We start from the raw sequence: 20,179 nt of genomic DNA, 5'->3' as shown, positions 1-20,179 counted from the left end.
CCGATTCGCCGAGAAAATCGGCACGAAAGCGCAACGCGGCATACCACGAAGGCCCCCGCGAATACACGGAGGCCCTCGGGGTCACGAATCGGGTTGTTGCCCCGTTTTCGTCGGGGTCGAAACCGGCGTCGGCATCGCCCGCCGACCCGCTACGCGGCGGCGGTCTGCTGCGTCTTGCGCCAGCGGATTCCGGCCTCGATGAAACCGTCGATTTCGCCGTCGAGCACCGACTGCGGATTGCCCACCTCGAATTCGGTGCGCAGGTCCTTGACCATCTGATACGGGTGCAGGACGTACGAACGCATCTGGTTGCCCCAGGACGAACCCTCGCCCTTGAGCGCGTTCATCCGGGCCTGCTCCTCCTGGCGCTGCCGCTCCAGCAGCTTGGCGGACAACACCGCCATCGCGGAGGCGCGGTTCTGGATCTGCGAGCGCTCGTTCTGGCAGGACACCACGATGCCGGTCGGGATGTGCGTGATGCGCACGGCCGAGTCGGTGGTGTTGACGCCCTGGCCACCGGGACCGGACGAACGGTAGACGTCCACCCGCAGCTCGGACTCGTCGATGTCGACGCGGTCGCTCTGCTCGACGACCGGCAGCACCTCGACGCCCGCGAACGAGGTCTGTCGGCGGCCCTGGTTGTCGAACGGCGAGATCCGCACCAGTCGGTGCGTGCCCTGCTCGACGGACAGCGTGCCGTACGCGTACGGCACCTTGACCGCGAAGGTGGCCGACTTGATGCCGGCCTCTTCGGCGTAGGACGTGTCGTAGACCTCGGTCGGGTAGCCGTGCCGCTCGGCCCAGCGGGTGTACATCCGCAGGAGCATCTCGGCGAAGTCGGCGGCGTCCACGCCACCGGCCTCGGAGCGAATGGTCACCAGTGCCTCACGCGAGTCGTACTCGCCCGAGAGCAGCGTGCGCACCTCGAGTTCGCCGACCGCCTTGTGCACCGACGTGAGCTCGTTCTCGGCCTCGGTGCGGGTGTCCGCGTCGTCCTCGGCCTCGGCCAGCTCGAACAGCACGTTGACGTCGTCCAGCCGCCGGCGCAGGTCTTCGACCCGGCGCAATTCGCCCTGGAGGAACGAGAGCCGGCTCGTCACCTTCTGGGCAGCTTCGGGGTCGTCCCACAGGTCCGGCGCAGCCGCCTTTTCGTTGAGCGCGGCCACATCGGCCCGCATCTTGTCGAGGTCGAGGACGGCCTCGATCGACGTCATGGTCGATTCGACGGACTTGAGCTCTTCGGAAGGATCAACGGCAGCCACCCCACCATCCTAAGTGGACGATGGGCCGGACTCGGACTCAGCCCGCGTCCGGGCTCGACGAGGCGGCCTGCAGTCGGCCGTTGTCGGCCCGGATGTACACGTCCACCCGGTCGGGTCCGGCGGCCACCGCGCCGGGGGCGTCGGCGGTGGCGGTGTTCGGGTCGACCGGCCGCCAGCCGCCCTCGCCGGGCACCGCGCCGAGCAGCCGGCCGTTGCCGTCGCGGGCCAGCACGACCAGGCCGCGGCCCTGGCTGTAGGCGGCGGCCGGGCGGGCGGAGGCGGCCAGGCCGACCCGTTCGGGTTCGCGCCAGCCGCCGTCGACGAAGGGGATGTGCAACACCGCGTGGTCGCCGGCGCGCACCACGAACGCGTCGAGCGTGCCGGGGGCGCCGGTGGCGAGCGCGGGCGCGGCCTCGATCCGCCCCGCGCTGGGCACCGTGGTGAAGCCGCTCCAGCCGGCCCCGGTGAGCGATCCGGCGGCCAGGCCGTCGCTGCCGGTGCGCGCGACGATGTCGATGCGATCACCGGTGACGACCGCGGCGGGCGCGCCGGCGAGTTTGGTCCTGGTGTCCGTCCTGGTCCACTCGCCGAATCGGCCCTCGGTCAAGGTGGCCCGGTAGAGCAGCTTGTCGGTCGAACCGACCGCGAACACGTCCATCCGACCGGGCGCGGCGCTGACCGCGGCGGGATCGTCGCCGGTGCGGAAGGTGGGCAGCCTGCGCCACTCGCCCCAGCGCGGCCCGTCGCTGCCGAGGTACCACAGGGCGCCCTCGCCGTCGCGTTGCACCACGTAGCTGTGCTCGGCATCGGTCCGGGTCACCGCCGGGCCGCCCTGGAGCAGCACCGGGGCGGCGGGCAGCGGCGCGAACGCGGCCCAGGTGTAGCCGCCGGCGCGCCCCGAGGTGGGTCCGGCCGAGCCGGCGGCGCTCCCGGAGGGGACCGGTCGCGGGGTGGCGGAGGTCTGTCCGGCGGGTCGGGTCGGGGTGCCCTCGTCCCGGGTGAACCACACCGCGCCCGCGCCGACCGCGGCGACGGCGAGTACGCCGCAGATCGCCGGGATCAGCCGGCGGCGTGCGCCGCCCTCGCGCCGGCCCGGTTTGCCGCGCCGGTGCGACTGCACCGGCACCGCTCCGTCGAACACCGGGCGGGTCAGGTTGGTGTGCGTGTCCCGGCTGCCGTCGGCGGCCTCCGAGGTGCCGGAGACCAGCGGAACCACGCCGGCCGGGCGGGGCACGGGGGTGTCCTGGCGGCCGACGTTCCCGTTGGGGTCGGGCACGTCGAACGCGGGCAGGCCGATCAGCGCGGGCAGTGCCGAGCGCAGCCGTTCGCCGAATTCGCGGGCGGTCAGCCGGGCCGCGGGGGCCTTGGACAGGCAGGACGCGAGTACGGCGGCGAGCGGGTCGGGCAGGCCGGGAATGCCCGGCACCGGTTCGGTGACGTGCCGGCGCAGCACCGCGCCGGGGTGGCCGCCGCCGAACGGCGTCCAGCCGGTGAGCAGTTCGTACAGCACGGTGGCCAGCGCGTACACGTCCACGGCGGCGGTCGGCTGGAGGCCCTCGATGATCTCGGGGGCCAGGTAGTCGGGCGTGCCGATGATCCGGGTGGCCCGGGTGCGGCGCGGCGCGTCGACCAGGCGGGCGATGCCGAAGTCGGTGAGTCGGGCCCGGGAGACCCCGGCCGAGTTGTCGATCAGGATGTTCTCGGGCTTGACGTCGCGGTGGATCACGCCCTCGGCGTGGGCGGCGGACAGGCCGTCCGCGACGTCGGCCACGATGGCGGCGGCCAGCCGGGGGGTGAGCACCCGTTCGCGCTCCAGCCGGGCGCGCAGGTCGGGGCCGATCACCAGGTCCATCACCAGCGCGAGGTCGGTGCCGTCGACGACCAGGTCGTGCACGCCCACGATGTTGGGGTGGTCCAGGCTGGTCAGCGCGGTGCGCTCCTGGACGAAGCGCGCGACCAACACCTGGTCGGACGCGAGGTCTTCGCGCAACAGCTTGATCGCGACGGGTCCCTCGGGTCCCTCGCCCTGCCAGACGGTCCCGCTGGCGCCGCGCCCGAGCACCTTCAGGGCGACGTATCGGCTACCGATCTTGCGTGCCAAAGCAGCTCCGTGGACCCAGCGAGCGTGGTGCTCACAGCGGACTTCCCCGACCGCACCCTACGCGGCCGGGCCCCGGATGCGGGGACCGTCGGGTGGGACGGCGTGTACGAGGTCGTCCTCGACACGGGCGATAGGGATGACTATGCGTCAATTCTTGGTGTCGCCGCCGTTGTCGCCGCCGGTGACGAAGTCCTTGACACTGTCGTACCAGCCTCGAACGGTATCGAATCCGTCGATAGCGGAGTGCACCCAGTCGCGCAGCGGGCTGAACCAGTAGACGGCGAACAGGATCGCGCCCAGGATCACCAGCCGCAGCAGGCAGCCGATGGTGCAGCCCACGCCCGGAATGCTGGAGAGCCGGAAGCCGCGGCGGCGGCGTGGTTCGCGGTCGCGGGGCTCGGGCTCGCGTTCCCTGGGTTCGCGCGGTTCGCGTACGGCGCGGTCGCGGCGCCGCGGCTCGCGCTCGGGCGCCTCCTCGCGTCGGTAGCGCGGCGGCGGCGGGGGCGGCGGTCCGGGGTCGGCGAGCGGCGGCGGCGCGGCGGCCGGCCCGGCCTGTTGCCGCACCGGCTCGGCCCGGACCGGCTGCGGCGGGTAGTGCTGCGGCGGTTGTGGATAGCCGGGCGGCTGGGTGCTCATCACCCGGGTCGCGTTGGGTACGCCCGGCGGGGTCGGCGGCGGCGTGGTCGGCGGGGTCGGATAGCCGACCTGGGTCTGCGGCAGGGCGCGGGTGGGGTCGGCGGCCCCGGCCTGCGCGCCGAACGCGCTCGCGGCCAGCACCTGGGCGAGCGAGCCGTCGTCGGGCCGGACGCCGGCGACGATGTCGGCGGCCAGCCGCAGGGCGCGGCCCAGGCCCGCCGCGTCCGGTCGGGTCTCGGGTCGCTTGGCCAGGCAGCGCTCGGTGATCAGCCAGTAGGCGTCGGGCATGCCGGCCGCGCGGGTGGGTACCTCGGTCAGGTGGTGGTGCAGCAGCGCGATCGGGTTGGTGTCCCGGAACGGCGGGTGTCCGGCCACCAGTTCGTAGAGCACCACGCCCGCCGCGTAGACGTCCACGGCCGGGGTGAGCGGGCGGCCCTCGGCGGTCTCGGGCGCGACGTAGCTGGGCGTGCCGACGAGTTCGTGGGTGCGGGTGAGCGCGGGCGAGTCGGCGAGGCGGGCGATGCCGAAGTCGGTCAGCATCGGGTAGAGCGAGTCGCCGTTGCGGGCGAGCATGATGTTGGCCGGTTTCAGGTCCCGGTGTATCACCCCGTCCGCGTGCGTCACGCTGAGCGCGTCGCAGATCTGAGCCATCGTCAAGGCGGCGGCGGCCGGTGGCAACGGGCCGTTCTCGCGCAGGTAGGTGCGCAGATCGGGGCCGTCGATCAGGTCCATCACCAGGGCGAGCGTCTCGCCCTCGACGACGAGGTCGCGCACGTGCACCAGGTTGGGGTGGCGCAGGTTGAGCAGCAGCGAGCGCTCGCGCAGGAAGCGGGTGACCACGTCCGGGTCGGTGCTCAACTCCTCGCGCAGCACCTTGACCGCGACGATCTCGCCGGAATCGCGCACGCTCGCGCGCCAGACGGTGCCACTGGCTCCGCGCCCCAGGGTTTCCTGGAGCAGATATTTGCTGCCGACCGGCCGGTCCACGACGCTCCCCACTGTCCTGTCCGCCACCTGGGCGGTGGTGCCGGGTTGCCTTCCACCCTAGGTGGTACTCCGCTTGGGACGCATCGACCCCAGGTACGGTTCGGCTCCGGTGCCCGGAGCGTGTGCGACCCATACTCGGTGACGAGGGTGGCTCGGATCGGTATCACGTTCGGGCGATTCGCCGGCGACCCGGTCCTTTCCGGTCGAAATTCGGACAAGATCCGTCGTCTGTCCGGCCGTGGGCGACATGACGGTCGCGGGTGCGAGGATGCCTCTTGTTTTCTGCTCGGAGGAGGGAGGCGCGCATGCAGATCCGGCTCACCGTGCACGGCCCGCAGCGGACCGGACCGGGCGCCGACGTGCTCGTCACCGCGCCGTCCGGGACGACCTTCGCGGGAATAGCGGGCGCACTGCGAACCGCCTCCGGGACCGAGGGCCAACGCTTTTGGGTGGGCGACATCCGGCTGCGCGACGACACCCTCGTGGGTCGGCCGCCGCTGGTGGACGGCGCGCTGATCACCGTCGACGCGCTCGGCTCGCCGTCGCCCTCGGCCGGCTCCCCGCAGTTGCGCGTGGTCGGCGGGCCGGACGCGGGCGGTGTGCACCTGCTGCACCAGGGCGGGGTACGGATCGGCCGCGCGCCGGAGGCCGAGGTGCGCCTCGGCGATCCCGACCTGTCCCGCCTGCACGCCGAATTGTGGATAGAGCCCGGCCGGATCCGGATCGCCGATCTCGGCTCGACCAACGGCACCACCGTGGACGGGATGCCGATCGGCCGCGAACCGGTCGAGTTGCCGCCGGGCTCGCTGTTGCGGGTCGGCGAGTCCACCCTGCAGACCTTCCTGCCCCAGCCCTACGGCTCCCCCGAGGACGACACCGGCGCCCGCGCCCGGGCCGACGGCACCGGGCACATCGAGGTGCGCCGCACCGCCCGGGCCCAACTGCCGGTGCCCGCCCGGGCCCGCTTCGAACTGCCCGAGGAGAGCGGGGGCCGACGCCGGCCGTTCGCGCTGCGCCGCAAGGTCGCCGGGACCGAGCGCGAGACGATCGAGGCGGCCGCCCGCTCGGCGCTGCTCGACGAGGTGCGCTGGCGCCGCGACCAGTCGCCCGACCCGGCGACACTGCTGTTGGACGCGCTGGCCACCGGTGAGCCGGGGCCGGCGGGCCGGCTGTGGGAACGTGCGGCCGGCCACCCGGAGGCGCTCGGCGTGCGCCTGGGGGTCGGCGACCTGCCCTCGCGGGTGACCCTGGTGGAGCCCTCGACCGTCGCGGGCACCGACGGCGAGGAACGCAGGCTGACCGCGTTCTCGGTCCCGGTCACCGTCTCGCTCAAGGACACCGTGCTCGGCCTGACCGGACACCGACCCCGGTTGCTGGGCCTGGCCCGCTCGGTGGTGGCTCAACTCGCCGGACTGCACGGACCGCAGGACGTGGAGCTGGTCGTACTGTGCGCGGATCCCGGCACCGCCGGCGACTGGTCCTGGGCCCGCTGGCTGCCGCACCTGCGGCCGGGCGAGGGTCAGGACTGCCGGCTCCTGGTCGGTCTGGGGACGGACCAGGTGCGGGCGCGCGCGGGCGAGTTGCTCGATCGCATAGACACCGCCGAGCGGGTTCCGGTCCGGCGCACGGTGGTGATCCTGGACGGCGCGGGCCGGTTGGCCGCCCGCCCGGAGATCGTCCGGCTCCTGGTCGAGGGACCGGCGGCGGGCGTACACGCGCTGTGCCTGGACGAGCGGGCCGAGGAGTTGCCGGCGCAGTGCTCGGCGGTCGCGCACGTCACCGGCGAGGTCGGCACCCGGATCGACCTGATCGGGCCGGGCACCCGGCGCGTGGAGGACGTGGTCGCGGACGCGGTGTCGTCCGCGTGGGCGGACCGCTTCGCCCGGGCCCTGGCCCCGTTGCGCGAGGCCACCCGCCGGGTCACCTCGCCGCTGCCGGAGTCGGTGCGGCTGCTCGACCTGCTCAATCTGGACCTGCTCACCCCCGCCAAGCTGTTGGCCGGCTGGCGCGAGGCGGGCCGCTCACCGCGCGCGGTGCTCGGCTCGGACGCGCGCGGCGCGGTCGCCGTGGACCTGTCCGCCGACGGTCCGCACGTGGTGATCGGCGGGGCCGCCGGCTCCGGCCGCTCCGAGTTGTTGGCGTCCGTGTTGTGCTCGCTCGCGGTGGCCAATCGGCCGGACGAGCTGGCCATCGCGCTGGTCCGCGGCCCGCAGGGGCTCTCCGAGCTGCCACACGTGGTGGGCTACATCGCCGACGCGGACATCCCGGCGACCGGCGCTGCGATCGCCGCGGTGCGGGACGAACTGGACCGCCGCGAGGGGCTGTTGCGCGGTGCCCCGTTCGAGGCGTACCGACCGGGCCCGGGTCGGCCGCTGCCCCGGCTGGTGGTGGCGGTGGACGACATAGACCTGCTGGCCGAGGCGTACCCCGGCTTCGTCAAGAGCCTCGCCGACGTGGCCCACCGCGGCGGCCCGCACGGCGTGCACCTGCTGGTGACCACCGGCCGGCCTGCCCGCACCCCGGAGATCGAGGCCGCCGCGGCCGCCGAGCTGCGGATCGCCCTGCGGGTGGACGACCCGCAGGCTTCCCGGGTGCTGATCGACGTCGAGGACGCGGCGGCCGTGGACGAGGACTATCCCGGCCGCGGCTTCGTGCGCGGGCGAGACGGCGCCGTCGTCCCGTTCCAGGGCGGCCGGGTGACCGGCCGGATGCCGCGCACAGCCACCCTGCGGCCCACCGTGGTGCGCCAGGAGTGGCAGGAGATGGGCAACCGCCTGGCCCGACGCCCCACGCCCGTGGGCGGCGGCAAGGGCCCCACCGACCTGGCCCTGCTCACCGGCGCCGTCCGCCGAGCGGCGGAACAACTCGGCACCCCCCTGCAAACCCCCTTGTGGCCCGCCCTGGAACACCTCGCCCGCAAGGCCCGCTGACCCGCCCACCGGGCCGCGGGGCCCACCAGGCGGCCCCGCGGTCGTGCACCGCAGCGGGCGGGCGAACTCCCCCGACCCAACCGACTACACAGGCAACCCGGGCGCCGGAAACCCGCTCAGGAACAAGCGCACCTCGGCCCGAACCACCGCGATCTCCTCCTCCGACGACCCCGCCGCCGCCCCCGTCACGATGCGATCCATCCACCCCGCGATCAGCGACATGTGCGACTCGCGCAACCCGCGCGACGTGAGCGCGGGCGTACCGATCCGAATCCCGGACGGATCGAACGGCGACCGGGTGTCGAACGGCACGGTGTTGTAATTGACCACGATCCCGGCCCGATCCAGCGCCTTCGCCGCGACCTTCCCGGCCACCCCGCGCCGGGTCAGATCCACCAGCAGCAGATGGTTGTCCGTCCCGCCCGACACCAACTCGAAGCCGCGCTCCGCGAGTTCCTCCCCGAGCCGCTTCGCGTTCGCGACCACCTGCCGCGCGTAGGCCCGGAATTCGTCGGTATCGGCCTCGCGCAGCGCCACCGCGATGGCCGCCGTGGTGTTGTTGTGCGGCCCACCCTGCAGGCCCGGGAAGACCGCCTTGTCGATCGCCTTGGCATGTTCGGCGCGGCACATCAACATCGCCCCACGCGGGCCCCGCAGCGTCTTGTGCGTGGTCGTGGAGACCACGTCCACATGCCCGACCGGCGAGGGATGCACCCCACCCGCGATCAGCCCGGCGATATGCGACACGTCCGCGACCAGGATCGCGTCCACCTCGCGGGCGATCGCCGCGAACCCGGCGAAGTCCACCGTGCGCGGCACCGCCGTACCGCCGCAGAAGATGATCCGGGGCCGCTCGCGCAGCGCGAGATCGCGCACCTCGTCCAGATCGGTGCGCCCGGTGTCGGCCCGTACGCCGTAGCGGACCCCGCGAAACCAGGTGCCGGTCGCGGACACGCCCCAGCCGTGGGTGAGATGCCCGCCCATCGGCAACGCCATGCCCAACACCGTGTCACCGGGCCGGGCGAAGGCGAGGTAGACCGCGAGGTTGGCCGGTGAGCCGGAGTACGGCTGCACGTTGGCGTGCTCCACGCCGAACAACGCCCGCGCCCGGTCGCGGGCGATGATCTCGATCGGGTCGATGTTCTGCTGGCCCTCGTAGTACCGCCGGCCCGGATAGCCCTCGGAGTACTTGTTGGTGAGCACGGTCCCGGTCGCCGCCAGGACGGCGGCGGAGACGTAGTTCTCACTCGGGATCAGGCGCAGCGTGTCCTGCTGGAGCAGTTCCTCGGCGCGCACCAGGGCGGCGATCTCCGGGTCGGTGCGGTCCAGTTCGTCCCGACGGTCGTTCGTCTGCACGTGGTCGTCCATGCGTCCTCCGGCTCGGTTCACAATCGATGTGATCCGGGTGCCCAGGCGGACGACACCGCGTCGGTGGAACTGCCGCTTCCTCGTGGTCGATCCCACGCAGACGCCAGTCGCGACCCGTTCAGCATACGGAGCGCGACCGGCCCCCGTCGCCCCATTACGCAGTGATGATCGAAAGTCACGAATAAGGCTCGTTGCTCCGGGCAGGGGTTGTGGTCGACGCCACACCAGGCGTACCACAGGACATCGGTAGGCGGGATCTGTCCACCCTCGGGGGAATTCGTGGCGGAAGTGGTTCTTGCTGGAGTCGGAAAGCTTTACACGGATGGCACACGGGCGGTCACCTCGCTCGATCTGACGGTCGCCGACGGGGAGTTCCTGGTCCTGGTCGGTCCCTCCGGATGCGGGAAGACCACCGCGCTGCGGATGGTCGCCGGCCTGGAGGAGATCAGCGAGGGCACGATCAGCATCGGCGACCGAGTCGTCAACCACGTCCCCTCCCGCGATCGGGACGTGGCGATGGTGTTCCAGAGCTACGCGCTGTATCCGCATCTCAATGTCCGGGACAACATCGGATTCGGTTTGCGATTGCGGAAGTTGCCCAAGGACGAGATCCGCCGACGGGTCGGCGACGCGGCGCGGACCCTGGGCCTGGAGGAACATCTGGGCCGAAAACCGCGGCAACTCTCCGGCGGCCAACGTCAGCGGGTGGCGATGGGTCGGGCCATCGTGCGCGAGCCGCGGGCGTTCCTGATGGACGAACCGCTGTCCAATCTCGACGCGAAGCTACGCGTGCAGATGCGCGCCCAGATCGCCCGGCTGACCCGCGAACTCGGGGTCACCACGCTGTATGTGACGCACGATCAGACAGAGGCGATGACCCTCGGCGATCGGGTCGCGGTGATGAAGAAGGGCGTTCTGCAACAGGTCGCCCCACCGCAGGAGTTGTACGACCACCCGGTCAACCTGTTCGTGGCCGGCTTCATCGGCTCGCCCGCGATGAACCTGATGACCGGCACCCTGCACCACGACGACGCGGGCGGGGCCACCGTGGACATCGGCAGCCAACGACTGACCGTGCACCCCGACGTGCTCGCCGCGCGCCCGGCGTTGGCCGGCTACCGGGAGCGTTCGCTGATCGTCGGGATCCGTCCCGAGGATCTGCACGACACCGCCCTGGAGGGCGCCGAGCCCGTCGAGGGCGCCGTCCTGCGCGCCGAGGCCGACCTGGTCGAGGCGATGGGCTCGGAGGTGCTCGTACACATGCGCCTGGACGCGCCTCCGGCGGTCACCGAGGACGTCCAGGAACTGGCGCGCGACGTGGGCGCGGAGGACACGGTGCCGGACGCCGACGCGGCGCATTCCGAGTTGGTGGCCCGCTTCGGGCCGCGGACCCGGGCGCGCGAGGGCGCCGACGTGGTGATGCGGGTGGCAACCGATCGGCTGCACTTCTTCGACCCGGAAACGGGTCTGTCCATAACGGAGGATGCGTGAAGCGGTTCGTGGGCGCCTTGGCGGTCGCCTCGATGCTCGCCATGGGTCTCGCGGCCTGTAGCGACGACGGTGACGACAAGGGCAAGAAGGGCGACTCGACGCCGAGCGGGAGCGGCGCGCCGGCCGTACCCCGGCTCGACGGGACCACGGTGAGCGTGGCCGCGGTGTGGACCGGTGACGAGCAGGCGGCGTTCAAGAAGGTGCTCGCCGACTTCGAGAAGCGCACCGGAGCCAAGACCGAGTTCATTCCCACCGGCGACAGCGCCTCCACCTTCCTCGGCCAACGGGTCGAGGGCAACGCGCCGCCGGACGTGGCGTTCCTGGCCCAGCCGGGCGTACTCCAACAGTTCGCCCAAAAGGGCTGGATCAAGCCACTGTCGGCCGACGTGCAGCAGGCCGTGCAGGCCAACTTCTCGAGCCAGTGGCAAAAGCTCGGCTCGTACCAGGACAAGCTCTACGGCGTCTACTACAAGGGCGCCAACAAGTCGCTGGTCTGGTACAACGCCAAGGTCTACGAGAACGCGGGCGCGACCGAGGCCAAATCCTGGGAGGACCTGCTCAAGAACGCGGGCCTGATCTCCGACTCCGGCACCCCGCCGTTCGCCATCGGCGGCGCCGACGGGTGGGTGCTCACCGACTGGTTCGAGAACATCTACCTGAGCCAGGCCGGCCCGGAGAAGTACGACCAGTTGGCCCAGCACAAGATCCCGTGGACCGACCCCTCGGTCAAGACCGCCCTGGAGACCCTGGCCCAGGTCTTCGGCAAGGGCGACTGGTTCCCCGGCGGCAGCGGCGGTGTGCTCCAGACCGAGTTCCCGGCCTCGGTGCCCCAGGTGTTCGGCGACCCGCCGAAGGCGGGGATGATCTCCGGCGGCGACTTCATCGGCACCAACATCATCAAGGACACCAAGGCCAAGATCGGCACCGACGCGAAGTTCTTCGGGTTCCCGGCGGTCGGCACCGGCAAGGCGCCGGTGGTCACCGGCGGCGACGTGGCCGTGGCGATGAAGGACTCCCCCGGCGCGCAGGCGTTGCTCAAGTACCTGGCCTCGCCGGACGCCGCCAAGGTGTGGGCACAGCAGGGTGGTTACCTCTCACCGAACAAGAACCTGGACCTCGCCGCCTATCGCGACGACACCACGCGCGGGATCGCCAAGAACCTGATCGGCGCGGGCGACGACTTCCGCTTCGACCTCTCCGACCAGGCACCGGCCGCGTTCGGCGGCACCAAGGGTGAGGGCGAATGGCGCGACCTCCAGGACTTCCTGCGCAACCCCTCGGACGTGGCCGGGGCGCAGAGCAAGCTCGAAGCGGACGCCGCCAAGGCATACGCGGGCGGGTGATCCGCTGCCATGAGTGACAAGGCACCCGTACCGGTCGCGGTGCCCGAGAAGACGAAGCCGATGCCCGCGCGCGAGTCGCGCGGGCTCGGTTCGGGCGCCCTGTTGGGCTGGCTGTTCCTGCTGCCGGCCATCGTCATGCTCGCCGTCCTGGTCGCCTATCCGATCGTGTGGTCGTTGTTGCGCAGCCTGTTCGGCGCGGACGGCTGGTCGGACTTCGTGGGGATCGACAACTACAAGGAACTGTTCACCGACGACGACACCTTCACCGCACTCGAGAACAACCTGATCTGGGTCCTGGTGGTACCGGCCGCGGTCACCTCGCTCGGCCTGATCTTCGCGGTGCTGACCGAACGGGTCAGGTTCGCCACGGCGTTCAAGCTGATCGTCTTCATGCCGATGGCCGTGTCCATGTTGGCCGCGGGCATCACCTTCCGGCTCGTCTACGACCGCGAGCCCGACCAGGGCGTGGCCAACGCGGTGATCACGAGCGTGCACGACATCTTCAGCGAGGGCGCGCCGTATCCGGGTGCCCGCCCACGCAACGACACCGTGCTCACCCCTCAGGGCGGCGGCTTCGTCACCCGGGCCGGCACCGGGCCGGGCGGCACCGCACTGCTGCCGCTGGTCTCCCTGCCCGCGGAAAAGATTCCCGGCGACGCGCGGGACGCCAGGCCCGGGGTGCCGGCCGCCGGCGGACTCGGCGGCGTGGTGTGGGTCGACTTCAGCAAGGGCAACGCGGGCAAGCCGGGCGTGGTCGATCCCGGCGAGAAGGGCCTGCCGGGCGTCCGGGTCGAGGCGGTGCGTGGCGGGAGGACCGTCGCGAGCGCGACCACCGGCAAGGACGGCTCGTTCACCATGCCCGCCTCCGCCGCCCGCGAGGGCCCGGTGCAACTGCGGCTGACCGAGGGCAACTTCGCCAAGTCCTTCGGTGGCTACGACTGGCTCGGGCCGAACCTGATCACCGCCGCGATCATCGGCGCCTACATCTGGATGTGGGCGGGCTTCGCGATGGTGCTGATCGCGGCGGGCCTGGCCGCGATCCCCAGGGACGCGCTGGAGGCCGCGCGCGTGGACGGCGCGACCGAATGGCAGGTCTTCCGCCGGGTCACCATCCCGCTGCTGTCCCCGGTGCTGGTGGTGGTGATGGTCACTCTGGTGATCAACGTGCTCAAGATCTTCGACCTGGTGTACATCATCTCGCTGGGCTCGTCGCAGAAGGAGGCCAACGTCCTGGCCCTGCAGATGTACATCGCCTCCTTCGGCGGCGGCAACAACCAGGGCCTGGGCAGCGCCATCGGCATCCTGCTCTTCCTGCTGGTACTGCCGGCGATGTTGTTCAACATCCGACGCTTCCGAAGGGAGAACCGGTGAGCGCGTCCGCAGCCCCCGACCTGACGAAGCCTCGACAACCACCGGTGGGCGGGGAGGGAGGCATCAAGCGCGGCCTGGCCTCCCGGATCGTGGGCCGCACCGGCGGCGGCCTGGCGGCGGTCGCACTCGTGCTGATCGCGTTGTTCTGGCTGATGCCCACCTTCGGTCTGCTCGTCTCCTCGCTGCGCGACCCGCAGGAGATGAGCAAGTCCGGTTGGTGGAAGGTGCTGGGCAAACCGAGCGACCTGACCTTCTCGAACTACGACAAGCTGCTCGACAACAAGGACATGACCCGGGCGTTCTTCAACACGATCTGGATCACCGTGCCCAGCACGCTGTTGGTGATCCTGATCGGCTCGCTCGCGGCCTACGCCTTCGCGTGGCTGGAATTCCCCGGTCGGGACTGGCTGTTCCTGATCGTGGTCGGCCTGTTGGTGGTGCCGGTACAGGTCGCGCTGATCCCGATCTCGAAGTTGTACGGCGACACCGGCCTGTTCGGCACCATCGCGGGCGTGGTGCTCTTCCACGTCGCCTTCGGCCTGCCGTTCGCGGTGTTCCTGCTGCGCAACTACTTCGCGGGCATCCCCCGCGACCTGCTGGAGGCCGCCCGGATGGACGGTGGCACCGACCTGACCATCTTCTTCCGGGTCATCCTGCCGCTGGGCCTGCCGGCCATCGCGTCGCTGGGCATCTTCCAGTTCCTGTGGGTGTGGAACGACATGCTGATCGCGTTGATCTACGCGGACACCGAATCGGCGCCGCTGACCGTCGCGTTGCAGTCCCAATCCCGGGCGTTCGGCGCCAACATCGACGTGCTGGCACCCGGCGCCTTCCTGTCGCTGATCGTCCCGGTGATCGTCTTCTTCAGCTTCCAGCGCTACTTCGTCCAGGGCGTGATGGCGGGCGCCGTCAAGTAGTCGAGCAGGGGGTCGATCAGGTCGTCGAGCACGTCGTCGAGCACGTCGTCGCGCAGGTTGCCGGCGCTCGATCGACGTCCCGAGGACATCGCGGCGAAGGCCGCGGGGCCGTCCGGCAACGCCCGGACGAACCCCGCGGCCTTCGTGTTTCCCACCGTGTTTCGTACCGCCATCGTTACCGACCCGACTTCGGGAACGGGATTCCGTGTGGCATCGTCCGAAGGCGTAGGGTGCTCCCCGCCGCTTCGGAACCGGCTCGGGGGTGTACCGAACGGGGGGCAAACGTCATTTCGGGGGAACTATGAGGGGAAATCGTCGAATCGGTTTTCTGCGAACCCTGCTGATCGCGCTGGCCGTCGAGACGGTGCTGATGAGCGCGACCGCCGTCACGTTGGCGATCATGTCGTTCGCGGTGCGCGACGACCGCAAGAGCCTGGAAGGGCTCGGCGACCTGCTGCTGATCGCGTCGGTGTTGTGCGCGGGTGTCGCGGTGGTCTGCGGCATGGGCGTGGCCGGGGTGCGCGACGCGATGCGGCGCGGCACCGGGGCACTCGCCCGGGCGGCCGCGGTGGGCCTGATCCACGTATTCGTCGCACTGGTGGCGGCACTGATGAACTGCCCGACCTGGTCGATCCTGGTGGCCGGCCTGCCCGCGGTGATCTACCTGCCGTGCTGGTGGGCGGTGCGCGAACGCAGCCACCACGAACTGCTGATGCTCGAACCGTAGTCGGGCCCGAACAGGCCGCCGGCCCGGAACCCCGGCGGGTTCCGGGCCGGCGGCGCTTGCGCACCGATCAGCTCTTGCTACCGGTCCGCAGCAGCGTACGGATCGTCCGCATAGCGACCGAGAGCGTCGCGAGGTCGTAGTTCTCCGCCTCCTGCAACTCGTCCAGCGTGGACCGTGCCCGGGTGAGCACCGGCGCGTTCTTGTGCTCCCACGCCTTGAACCGCAACTCCGGGCTGTCGTCCGGGTCCCCGGAACCGAGCACCTCCGCGGTGAGCCCGGCCTGTGCCGCGTACAGATCCTCGCGCAGCGAAGCGCGGGCCATCGACTTCCACCGGTCGCTGCGCGGCAGTTCGATGATCCGGTCGAGCAGGTACGCGATCGGCAGCCGGTCGGCGATGTCGAAGTACACCTGCGCGACGTCGAGCACCGCACGCTCGGAATCGCGGGCCACCTCGACGATGTCCAGCGCCGCGTACGCCGAGGACATCCCGGCCACCGCGGTGGCCAGTTCGGTCGGCACGCCGGCCCCGGTGAACTCCTCGTACAGCCCGTCCATCCAGGCCAGGTCCGAGCCGCGCAGCACCTTGGGCAGGTGTGCGACCACCTCGGCCACCCCGTCCCGGAAGAACTCCACCTGCGCGGCGATGTCGATCTCGCGCCGGCTGCCCAGGAACCAGCGGGTGGCCCGCTCGATCAGCCGCCGACTGTGCAGCCGCAGCGTGGTCTGCATCTCGGCCGGGACTTTGTTGTCCAGCGCCGCGATCGCGCCCATGATGCGATCGACGCCGAAGATCTCCCGCGCGGTGATGTGCGCCCGGGCCACCTCCTCCGCCGACGCGCCGCTCTCCTCGCGCATGCGGAACATGAACGAGAGACCGGCCAGGTTGACCACCTCGTTGACCACGACGGTGGTGATGATGTCCCGGCGCAGCGGGTGCCGGTCCATCTGCTCGACGAACCTCGCCCGCAGCGCGCTGGGGAAGTAGCGGTACAACTCCCGTGCCAGGAACGGGTCGTCCGGCAGGTCCGAGGCGATCAGGTCCTGGGCCATCACGATCTTGGTGTACGCCAGCAGCACGGCCAGCTCGGGCTGGGTCATCGCCTGCCCGTTCTGCTGCCGCTCGCGCAACTGCCGATCGGTGGGCAGGAACTCGATCTCCCGGTCGAGGTGCCCGTCGCGCACCAGCCGGCGCATGTACCGCATGTGCACGTGCAGCAGGCTGCCGGCCTGGGAGACCGCGTTGGACAGCGCGCAGTTCTGGCCGTAGTTGGCGGCCAACACCAGGTGTCCGACTTCGTCCGTCATGGCCGCGAGCAGCTCGTTGCGCTGCTTGAGGGTCATGTCGCCGGCGGCGGTTACCTGGTTGAGCAGGATCTTGATGTTCACCTCGTGGTCCGAGGTGTCCACGCCCGCCGAGTTGTCGATCGCGTCGGTGTTGATCCGGCCGCCGGCGAGCGCGAACTCGACCCGACCGAGCTGGGTGCAACCCAGGTTGCCGCCCTCGCCGACGACCTTGACCCGCAGATCGGCGCCGTTGACCCGGATCGCGTCGTTGGCCTTGTCGCCGACGTCGGCGTGCGATTCGCCGCTCGACTTGATGTAGGTGCCGATTCCACCGTTCCAGAACAGGTCCGCGGGGGCCTTCAGGATCGCCTTCATCAGGTCGGCCGGGGTGAGTCGGATCATCCCGGCCGGCAGCCCCAGCGCCTGACGCACCGGGGCACTGATCGGCACCGACTTGGCGGTGCGCGGGTAGACCCCGCCGCCGGCCGAGATCAGCTCCTTGTCGTAGTCCGCCCACGAGCTGCGCGGCAGGTCGAACAACCGGCGCCGCTCGGCGAAGGAGGCCGCCGCGTCCGGGTTCGGGTCCAGGAAGATGTGCCGGTGGTCGAAGGCGGCGACCAGTCGGATGTGCTCGGACAGCAGCATGCCGTTGCCGAACACGTCACCGGACATGTCCCCGATGCCGACCACGGTGAAGTCCTCGGTCTGGGTGTCGTGACCCAGTTCGCGGAAGTGCCGCTTGACCGACTCCCACGCACCGCGCGCGGTGATGCCCATGCCCTTGTGGTCGTAGCCCGCCGAGCCGCCGGAGGCGAACGCGTCGCCCAGCCAGAAGCCGTACGCCTGCGCCACCTCGTTGGCGATGTCGGAGAACGTCGCGGTGCCCTTGTCCGCGGCCACCACCAGGTAGGTGTCGTCCGCGTCGTGGCGCACCACGTCCGCCGGCGGCACGACCGCGCCGTCCACCAGGTTGTCGGTGATGTCGAGCAGCGCGCCGATGAAGGTGCGGTAGCAGGCGATGCCCTCGGCCAGCCACGCCTCGCGGTCCGAGGCGTCGGGCAGTTGCTTGCAGAAGAAGCCGCCCTTGGCGCCGACCGGCACGATCACCGTGTTCTTGACCATCTGCGCCTTGACCAGGCCCAGGATCTCGGTGCGGAAGTCCTCGCGCCGGTCCGACCAGCGCAGTCCGCCGCGCGCGACCGCGCCGAAGCGCAGGTGCACACCCTCGACCCGGGGCGAGTAGACGAAGATCTCGAACCTGGGCCGCGGCGCGGGCAGGTCCGGGATCTCCTGCGGGTCGAACTTGAGCGAGAGGTAGTCGTGCGCCTCGCCGTCCTCGCGGTGCTGGAAGAAGTTGGTCCGCAGGGTCGCCTTGACCATCGCCAGGAAGGAACGCAGGATGCGGTCCTCGTCCAGGCTGGCCACCTGGTCCAGAGCGCCCTCGATGGCTTCGACGATGCCGTCCACCAGCTCGGTGCCGGCCTGCTGGTGGCCCGGCGAGAAGCGGGCCTCGAACAGGTTCACCAACAGCCGCGTGGTGTGCGGGTTGGAGACCAGGACGTCCTCGATGTACTCCTGCCCGAAGGTGGTCCCGGCCTGCCGCTGGTACTTGGCGTACGCACGCAGCACCATCGCCTGGCGCCAGGTCAGCCCGGCCCGGAAGACCAGGGCGTTGAACCCGTCGTTCTCCGCCCGCCCGGTCCAGGTCGCCGAGAACGCGTCCTGGAACAGCTCCTTGACGTCCTCGGGCTGCCCGTACATCGACGTCGCGTCGTAACGCAGGCCGAAGTCGTACACCCACGCCACGGTCCCGTCGGCGCGGCGCAGCTCGTAGGGCCGCTCGTCGACGACCTCCAGACCCATGCGCTGCAGAATCGGCAGCACCTCGGAGAGCGACACGTGCCCACCGGAGCGATAGATCTTGAACCGCCGCTCGCCCGGCAGTGCTCCTATCGGCTCGTACAGGTGCAGCTTGAAGTCCGCCTCGGGGGTCAGCTCCTCGATCCGCTTGAGGTCGGCCACCGCGGTCCGGGGCGGGAAGTCGGACTTGTAGCCCTCGCTGAACGCGTGCGCGTAGCGCCGGGACAGCTCGGCCGCGCTCTCCTCGCCGCATTCGGCGACGAGGGCCTCGCCGAAGTCGTCGATCCACGAGCGGGTGGCCTCGGCCAGCAGTCGTTCGATGTAGTCCACGTCCGGGTCGCCCAGTTCGGCGCCGGTGGGCACGCGCACCGTGAAGTGCAGGCGCGCGAGCACGGACTCGGTGTTGCGCGCGGTGTAGTCGACCACCGAACCGGCCAGCTCGGCGAGCAGGATGTCCTGCATCTTGAGCCGGACCTCGGTGGTGTACCGGTCACGCGGCAGGTAGACCAGGGCCGAGTAGAACCGGCCGTACTCGTCCTTGCGCAGGAACAGCCGCAACCGGCGGCGCTCCTGGAGGTAGAGCACGCTGATCACGATGTCGTGCAGCTCGTCCACGGCGATCTGGAACAGATCGTCGCGCGGGTAGGTCTCCAGGATCTGCAGCAGGTCCCGGCCGTCGTGGCTGACCGGCGGGAAGCCGGCCTTGTCCAGCACCGCGTGCACCTTGCGGCGCACCACCGGGATGCGCTGGACGCTGTCGGTGTACGCGGCGGAGCTGAACAGCCCCAGGAAGCGACGCTCGCCGACCACGTTGCCGGCCGCGTCGAACTTCTTCACGCCGATGTAGTCGAGGTAGGCCGAGCGGTGCACGGTCGCCCGCGAGTTGGCCTTGGTCAGGATCAGCAGCTGTTTTTCCCGGGCCTTCGCGCGTGCCTGGGTGGAGAGCCGGCTGAAGGACGCGGACAGGTCCTGGTCGGCGCGCAGGATACCGAGACCGGTACCGGGCACCGCGCGCAGCACGTCCTCGTCGTCCTCGCACACCAGGTCGTACTCGCGGTACCCGAGGAAGGTGAAGTGGTCCTCGGAGAGCCAGCGCAGCAGCTCCCACGCCTCGCCGATCTCCTCCTCCGGCAGCGCCGCCGGCGGGTCGCTCGCGAGTTCGTCGGCCAACCGCAGCGAGGTGTCGCGCATCTTGGCCCAGTCCTCGACCACCTCGCGCACGTCGCGGATGATGCGCTGCAACCCCGCCTCGACCGAGCGCAGGTCCTCGCGGTCGCTCTCCCGGTCGATCTCGATGTGCATCCAGGACTCGATGATCGCGTCCTCGGGCACCCCGTGTGCGTCGGTGGTGTCCACGATCTCCAGCAGCTCGCCGGCGATCGTGCGCCGCACGATGAGCTGGGGGTGGATCACCACGTGGATGCTGCGCTCCTGGCGGGACAGCTCGTTGGTGACCGAGTCCACCAGGAAGGGCATGTCGTCGGTGACCACCTCGACCACGGTGTGCCCCGAAGCCCAACCGTTCTCCTCCACCGTGGGCGTGTACGCCCGGACCCGCGCGGTGCCCTGAGGGCGCTCCGCCGCGAGTCGACAGTGCGAGATCGCCGCGCCGTACACGTCGACCGGATCGCGATCGATCAGGTCGTCGGGTGCGGTGTGCCGGTAATAGCGGGACAGGAGGACATCGAGGTCCACCCGGTTCGGGCCCTCGGGCCCGCCGCCTCCGTGCTGTGACGATGCCGCTCGTGCCGCTTCCGCCGCTCGGGCGAGAAGCTCCGCCTTCGCCTCGTCCAGCTTGCTCTGCATGATGCTGCCGCTCCTGTCGCGCGCCGTTGCGTGACCATTGCCGTCCCCGGGCGTGCCCGGCCGTGTATTGCCGGTACCCGCTTTGTCGCGAGTAC

At 70.9% G+C, this 20,179-nt stretch carries 12 protein-coding genes and 1 riboswitch; of the genes, 6 read left to right on the top strand and 6 right to left on the bottom strand.

The window, feature by feature from the left end; genetic code table 11:
• Positions 1–149: 149 nt before the first annotated feature.
• The 3 genes from prfB to ABZ374_RS06890 form a co-directional block, all read right to left on the bottom strand.
• A complete protein-coding gene (prfB, locus tag ABZ374_RS06900; RefSeq protein WP_360307264.1) occupies positions 150–1,262 on the bottom strand; it encodes a peptide chain release factor 2 in 1,113 nt (370 codons plus the stop codon).
• A 37-nt stretch (positions 1,263–1,299) separates the two neighbouring features.
• Positions 1,300–3,363, bottom strand: a complete 2,064-nt coding sequence (locus ABZ374_RS06895) for a protein kinase (RefSeq protein WP_360307261.1) — start codon at positions 3,361–3,363, stop codon at positions 1,300–1,302.
• A gap of 147 nt (positions 3,364–3,510) precedes the next feature.
• On the bottom strand, positions 3,511–5,013 hold the full coding sequence (locus ABZ374_RS06890; protein WP_360307258.1) for a serine/threonine-protein kinase: 1,503 nt from the start codon (positions 5,011–5,013) through the stop codon (positions 3,511–3,513).
• Positions 5,014–5,291: 278 nt separating this feature from the next.
• On the opposite strand from ABZ374_RS06890, the gene ABZ374_RS06885 reads away from it, so the two are divergent.
• Positions 5,292–7,916, top strand: coding sequence for an FHA domain-containing protein (locus ABZ374_RS06885; RefSeq protein WP_360307255.1), 2,625 nt, complete (start codon positions 5,292–5,294; stop codon positions 7,914–7,916).
• Between the two features lie 84 nt (positions 7,917–8,000).
• Here ABZ374_RS06885 and glyA read toward each other — a convergent pair whose 3' ends face one another.
• Positions 8,001–9,284 (bottom strand): serine hydroxymethyltransferase, encoded by a 1,284-nt coding sequence (gene glyA / locus ABZ374_RS06880; protein ID WP_360307252.1) that lies wholly within the window; start codon positions 9,282–9,284, stop codon positions 8,001–8,003.
• A 32-nt stretch (positions 9,285–9,316) separates the two neighbouring features.
• A riboswitch (ZMP/ZTP riboswitch) is annotated at positions 9,317–9,405 on the bottom strand.
• 158 nt (positions 9,406–9,563) lie between these two features.
• On the opposite strand from glyA, the gene ugpC reads away from it, so the two are divergent.
• The 4 genes from ugpC to ABZ374_RS06860 are packed head-to-tail and all read left to right on the top strand — an operon-like array spanning position 9,564 to position 14,406.
• Positions 9,564–10,775, top strand: a complete 1,212-nt coding sequence (ugpC, locus tag ABZ374_RS06875; RefSeq protein ID WP_360307249.1) for a sn-glycerol-3-phosphate ABC transporter ATP-binding protein UgpC — start codon at positions 9,564–9,566, stop codon at positions 10,773–10,775.
• Positions 10,772–12,118 carry an ABC transporter substrate-binding protein gene (locus tag ABZ374_RS06870; protein WP_360307246.1) on the top strand — a complete coding sequence of 449 codons (1,347 nt, stop codon included), beginning with the start codon at positions 10,772–10,774 and terminating at the stop codon, positions 12,116–12,118. Before ugpC ends, ABZ374_RS06870 begins: the two co-directional genes overlap by 4 nt.
• A 9-nt stretch (positions 12,119–12,127) precedes the next feature.
• Positions 12,128–13,489, top strand: a complete 1,362-nt coding sequence (locus ABZ374_RS06865; RefSeq protein WP_360307243.1) for an ABC transporter permease subunit — start codon at positions 12,128–12,130, stop codon at positions 13,487–13,489.
• Between the two features lie 20 nt (positions 13,490–13,509).
• The gene (locus ABZ374_RS06860; RefSeq protein ID WP_360307773.1) at positions 13,510–14,406 is read left to right on the top strand and encodes a carbohydrate ABC transporter permease; all 897 of its coding nucleotides are present in this window, start codon (positions 13,510–13,512) and stop codon (positions 14,404–14,406) included.
• Here ABZ374_RS06860 and ABZ374_RS06855 read toward each other — a convergent pair.
• A complete protein-coding gene (locus ABZ374_RS06855) occupies positions 14,367–14,561 on the bottom strand; it encodes a hypothetical protein (protein WP_360307241.1) in 195 nt (64 codons plus the stop codon). The genes ABZ374_RS06860 and ABZ374_RS06855 overlap by 40 nt on opposite strands.
• Before the next feature lie 146 nt (positions 14,562–14,707).
• Between ABZ374_RS06855 and ABZ374_RS06850 the strand changes: the two genes are divergently transcribed.
• Positions 14,708–15,133, top strand: coding sequence for a hypothetical protein (locus tag ABZ374_RS06850; RefSeq protein ID WP_360307238.1), 426 nt, complete (start codon positions 14,708–14,710; stop codon positions 15,131–15,133).
• Positions 15,134–15,200: 67 nt separating this feature from the next.
• Here ABZ374_RS06850 and ABZ374_RS06845 read toward each other — a convergent pair whose 3' ends face one another.
• Positions 15,201–20,084, bottom strand: a complete 4,884-nt coding sequence (locus tag ABZ374_RS06845; RefSeq protein ID WP_360307235.1) for an NAD-glutamate dehydrogenase — start codon at positions 20,082–20,084, stop codon at positions 15,201–15,203.
• Positions 20,085–20,179: the final 95 nt, after the last annotated feature.

Source organism: Embleya sp. NPDC005971, assembly GCF_040629175.1.
In the GTDB taxonomy this organism is placed as follows: domain Bacteria; phylum Actinomycetota; class Actinomycetes; order Streptomycetales; family Streptomycetaceae; genus Embleya.
This window is presented reverse-complemented; position numbering and strand designations above follow the sequence as displayed.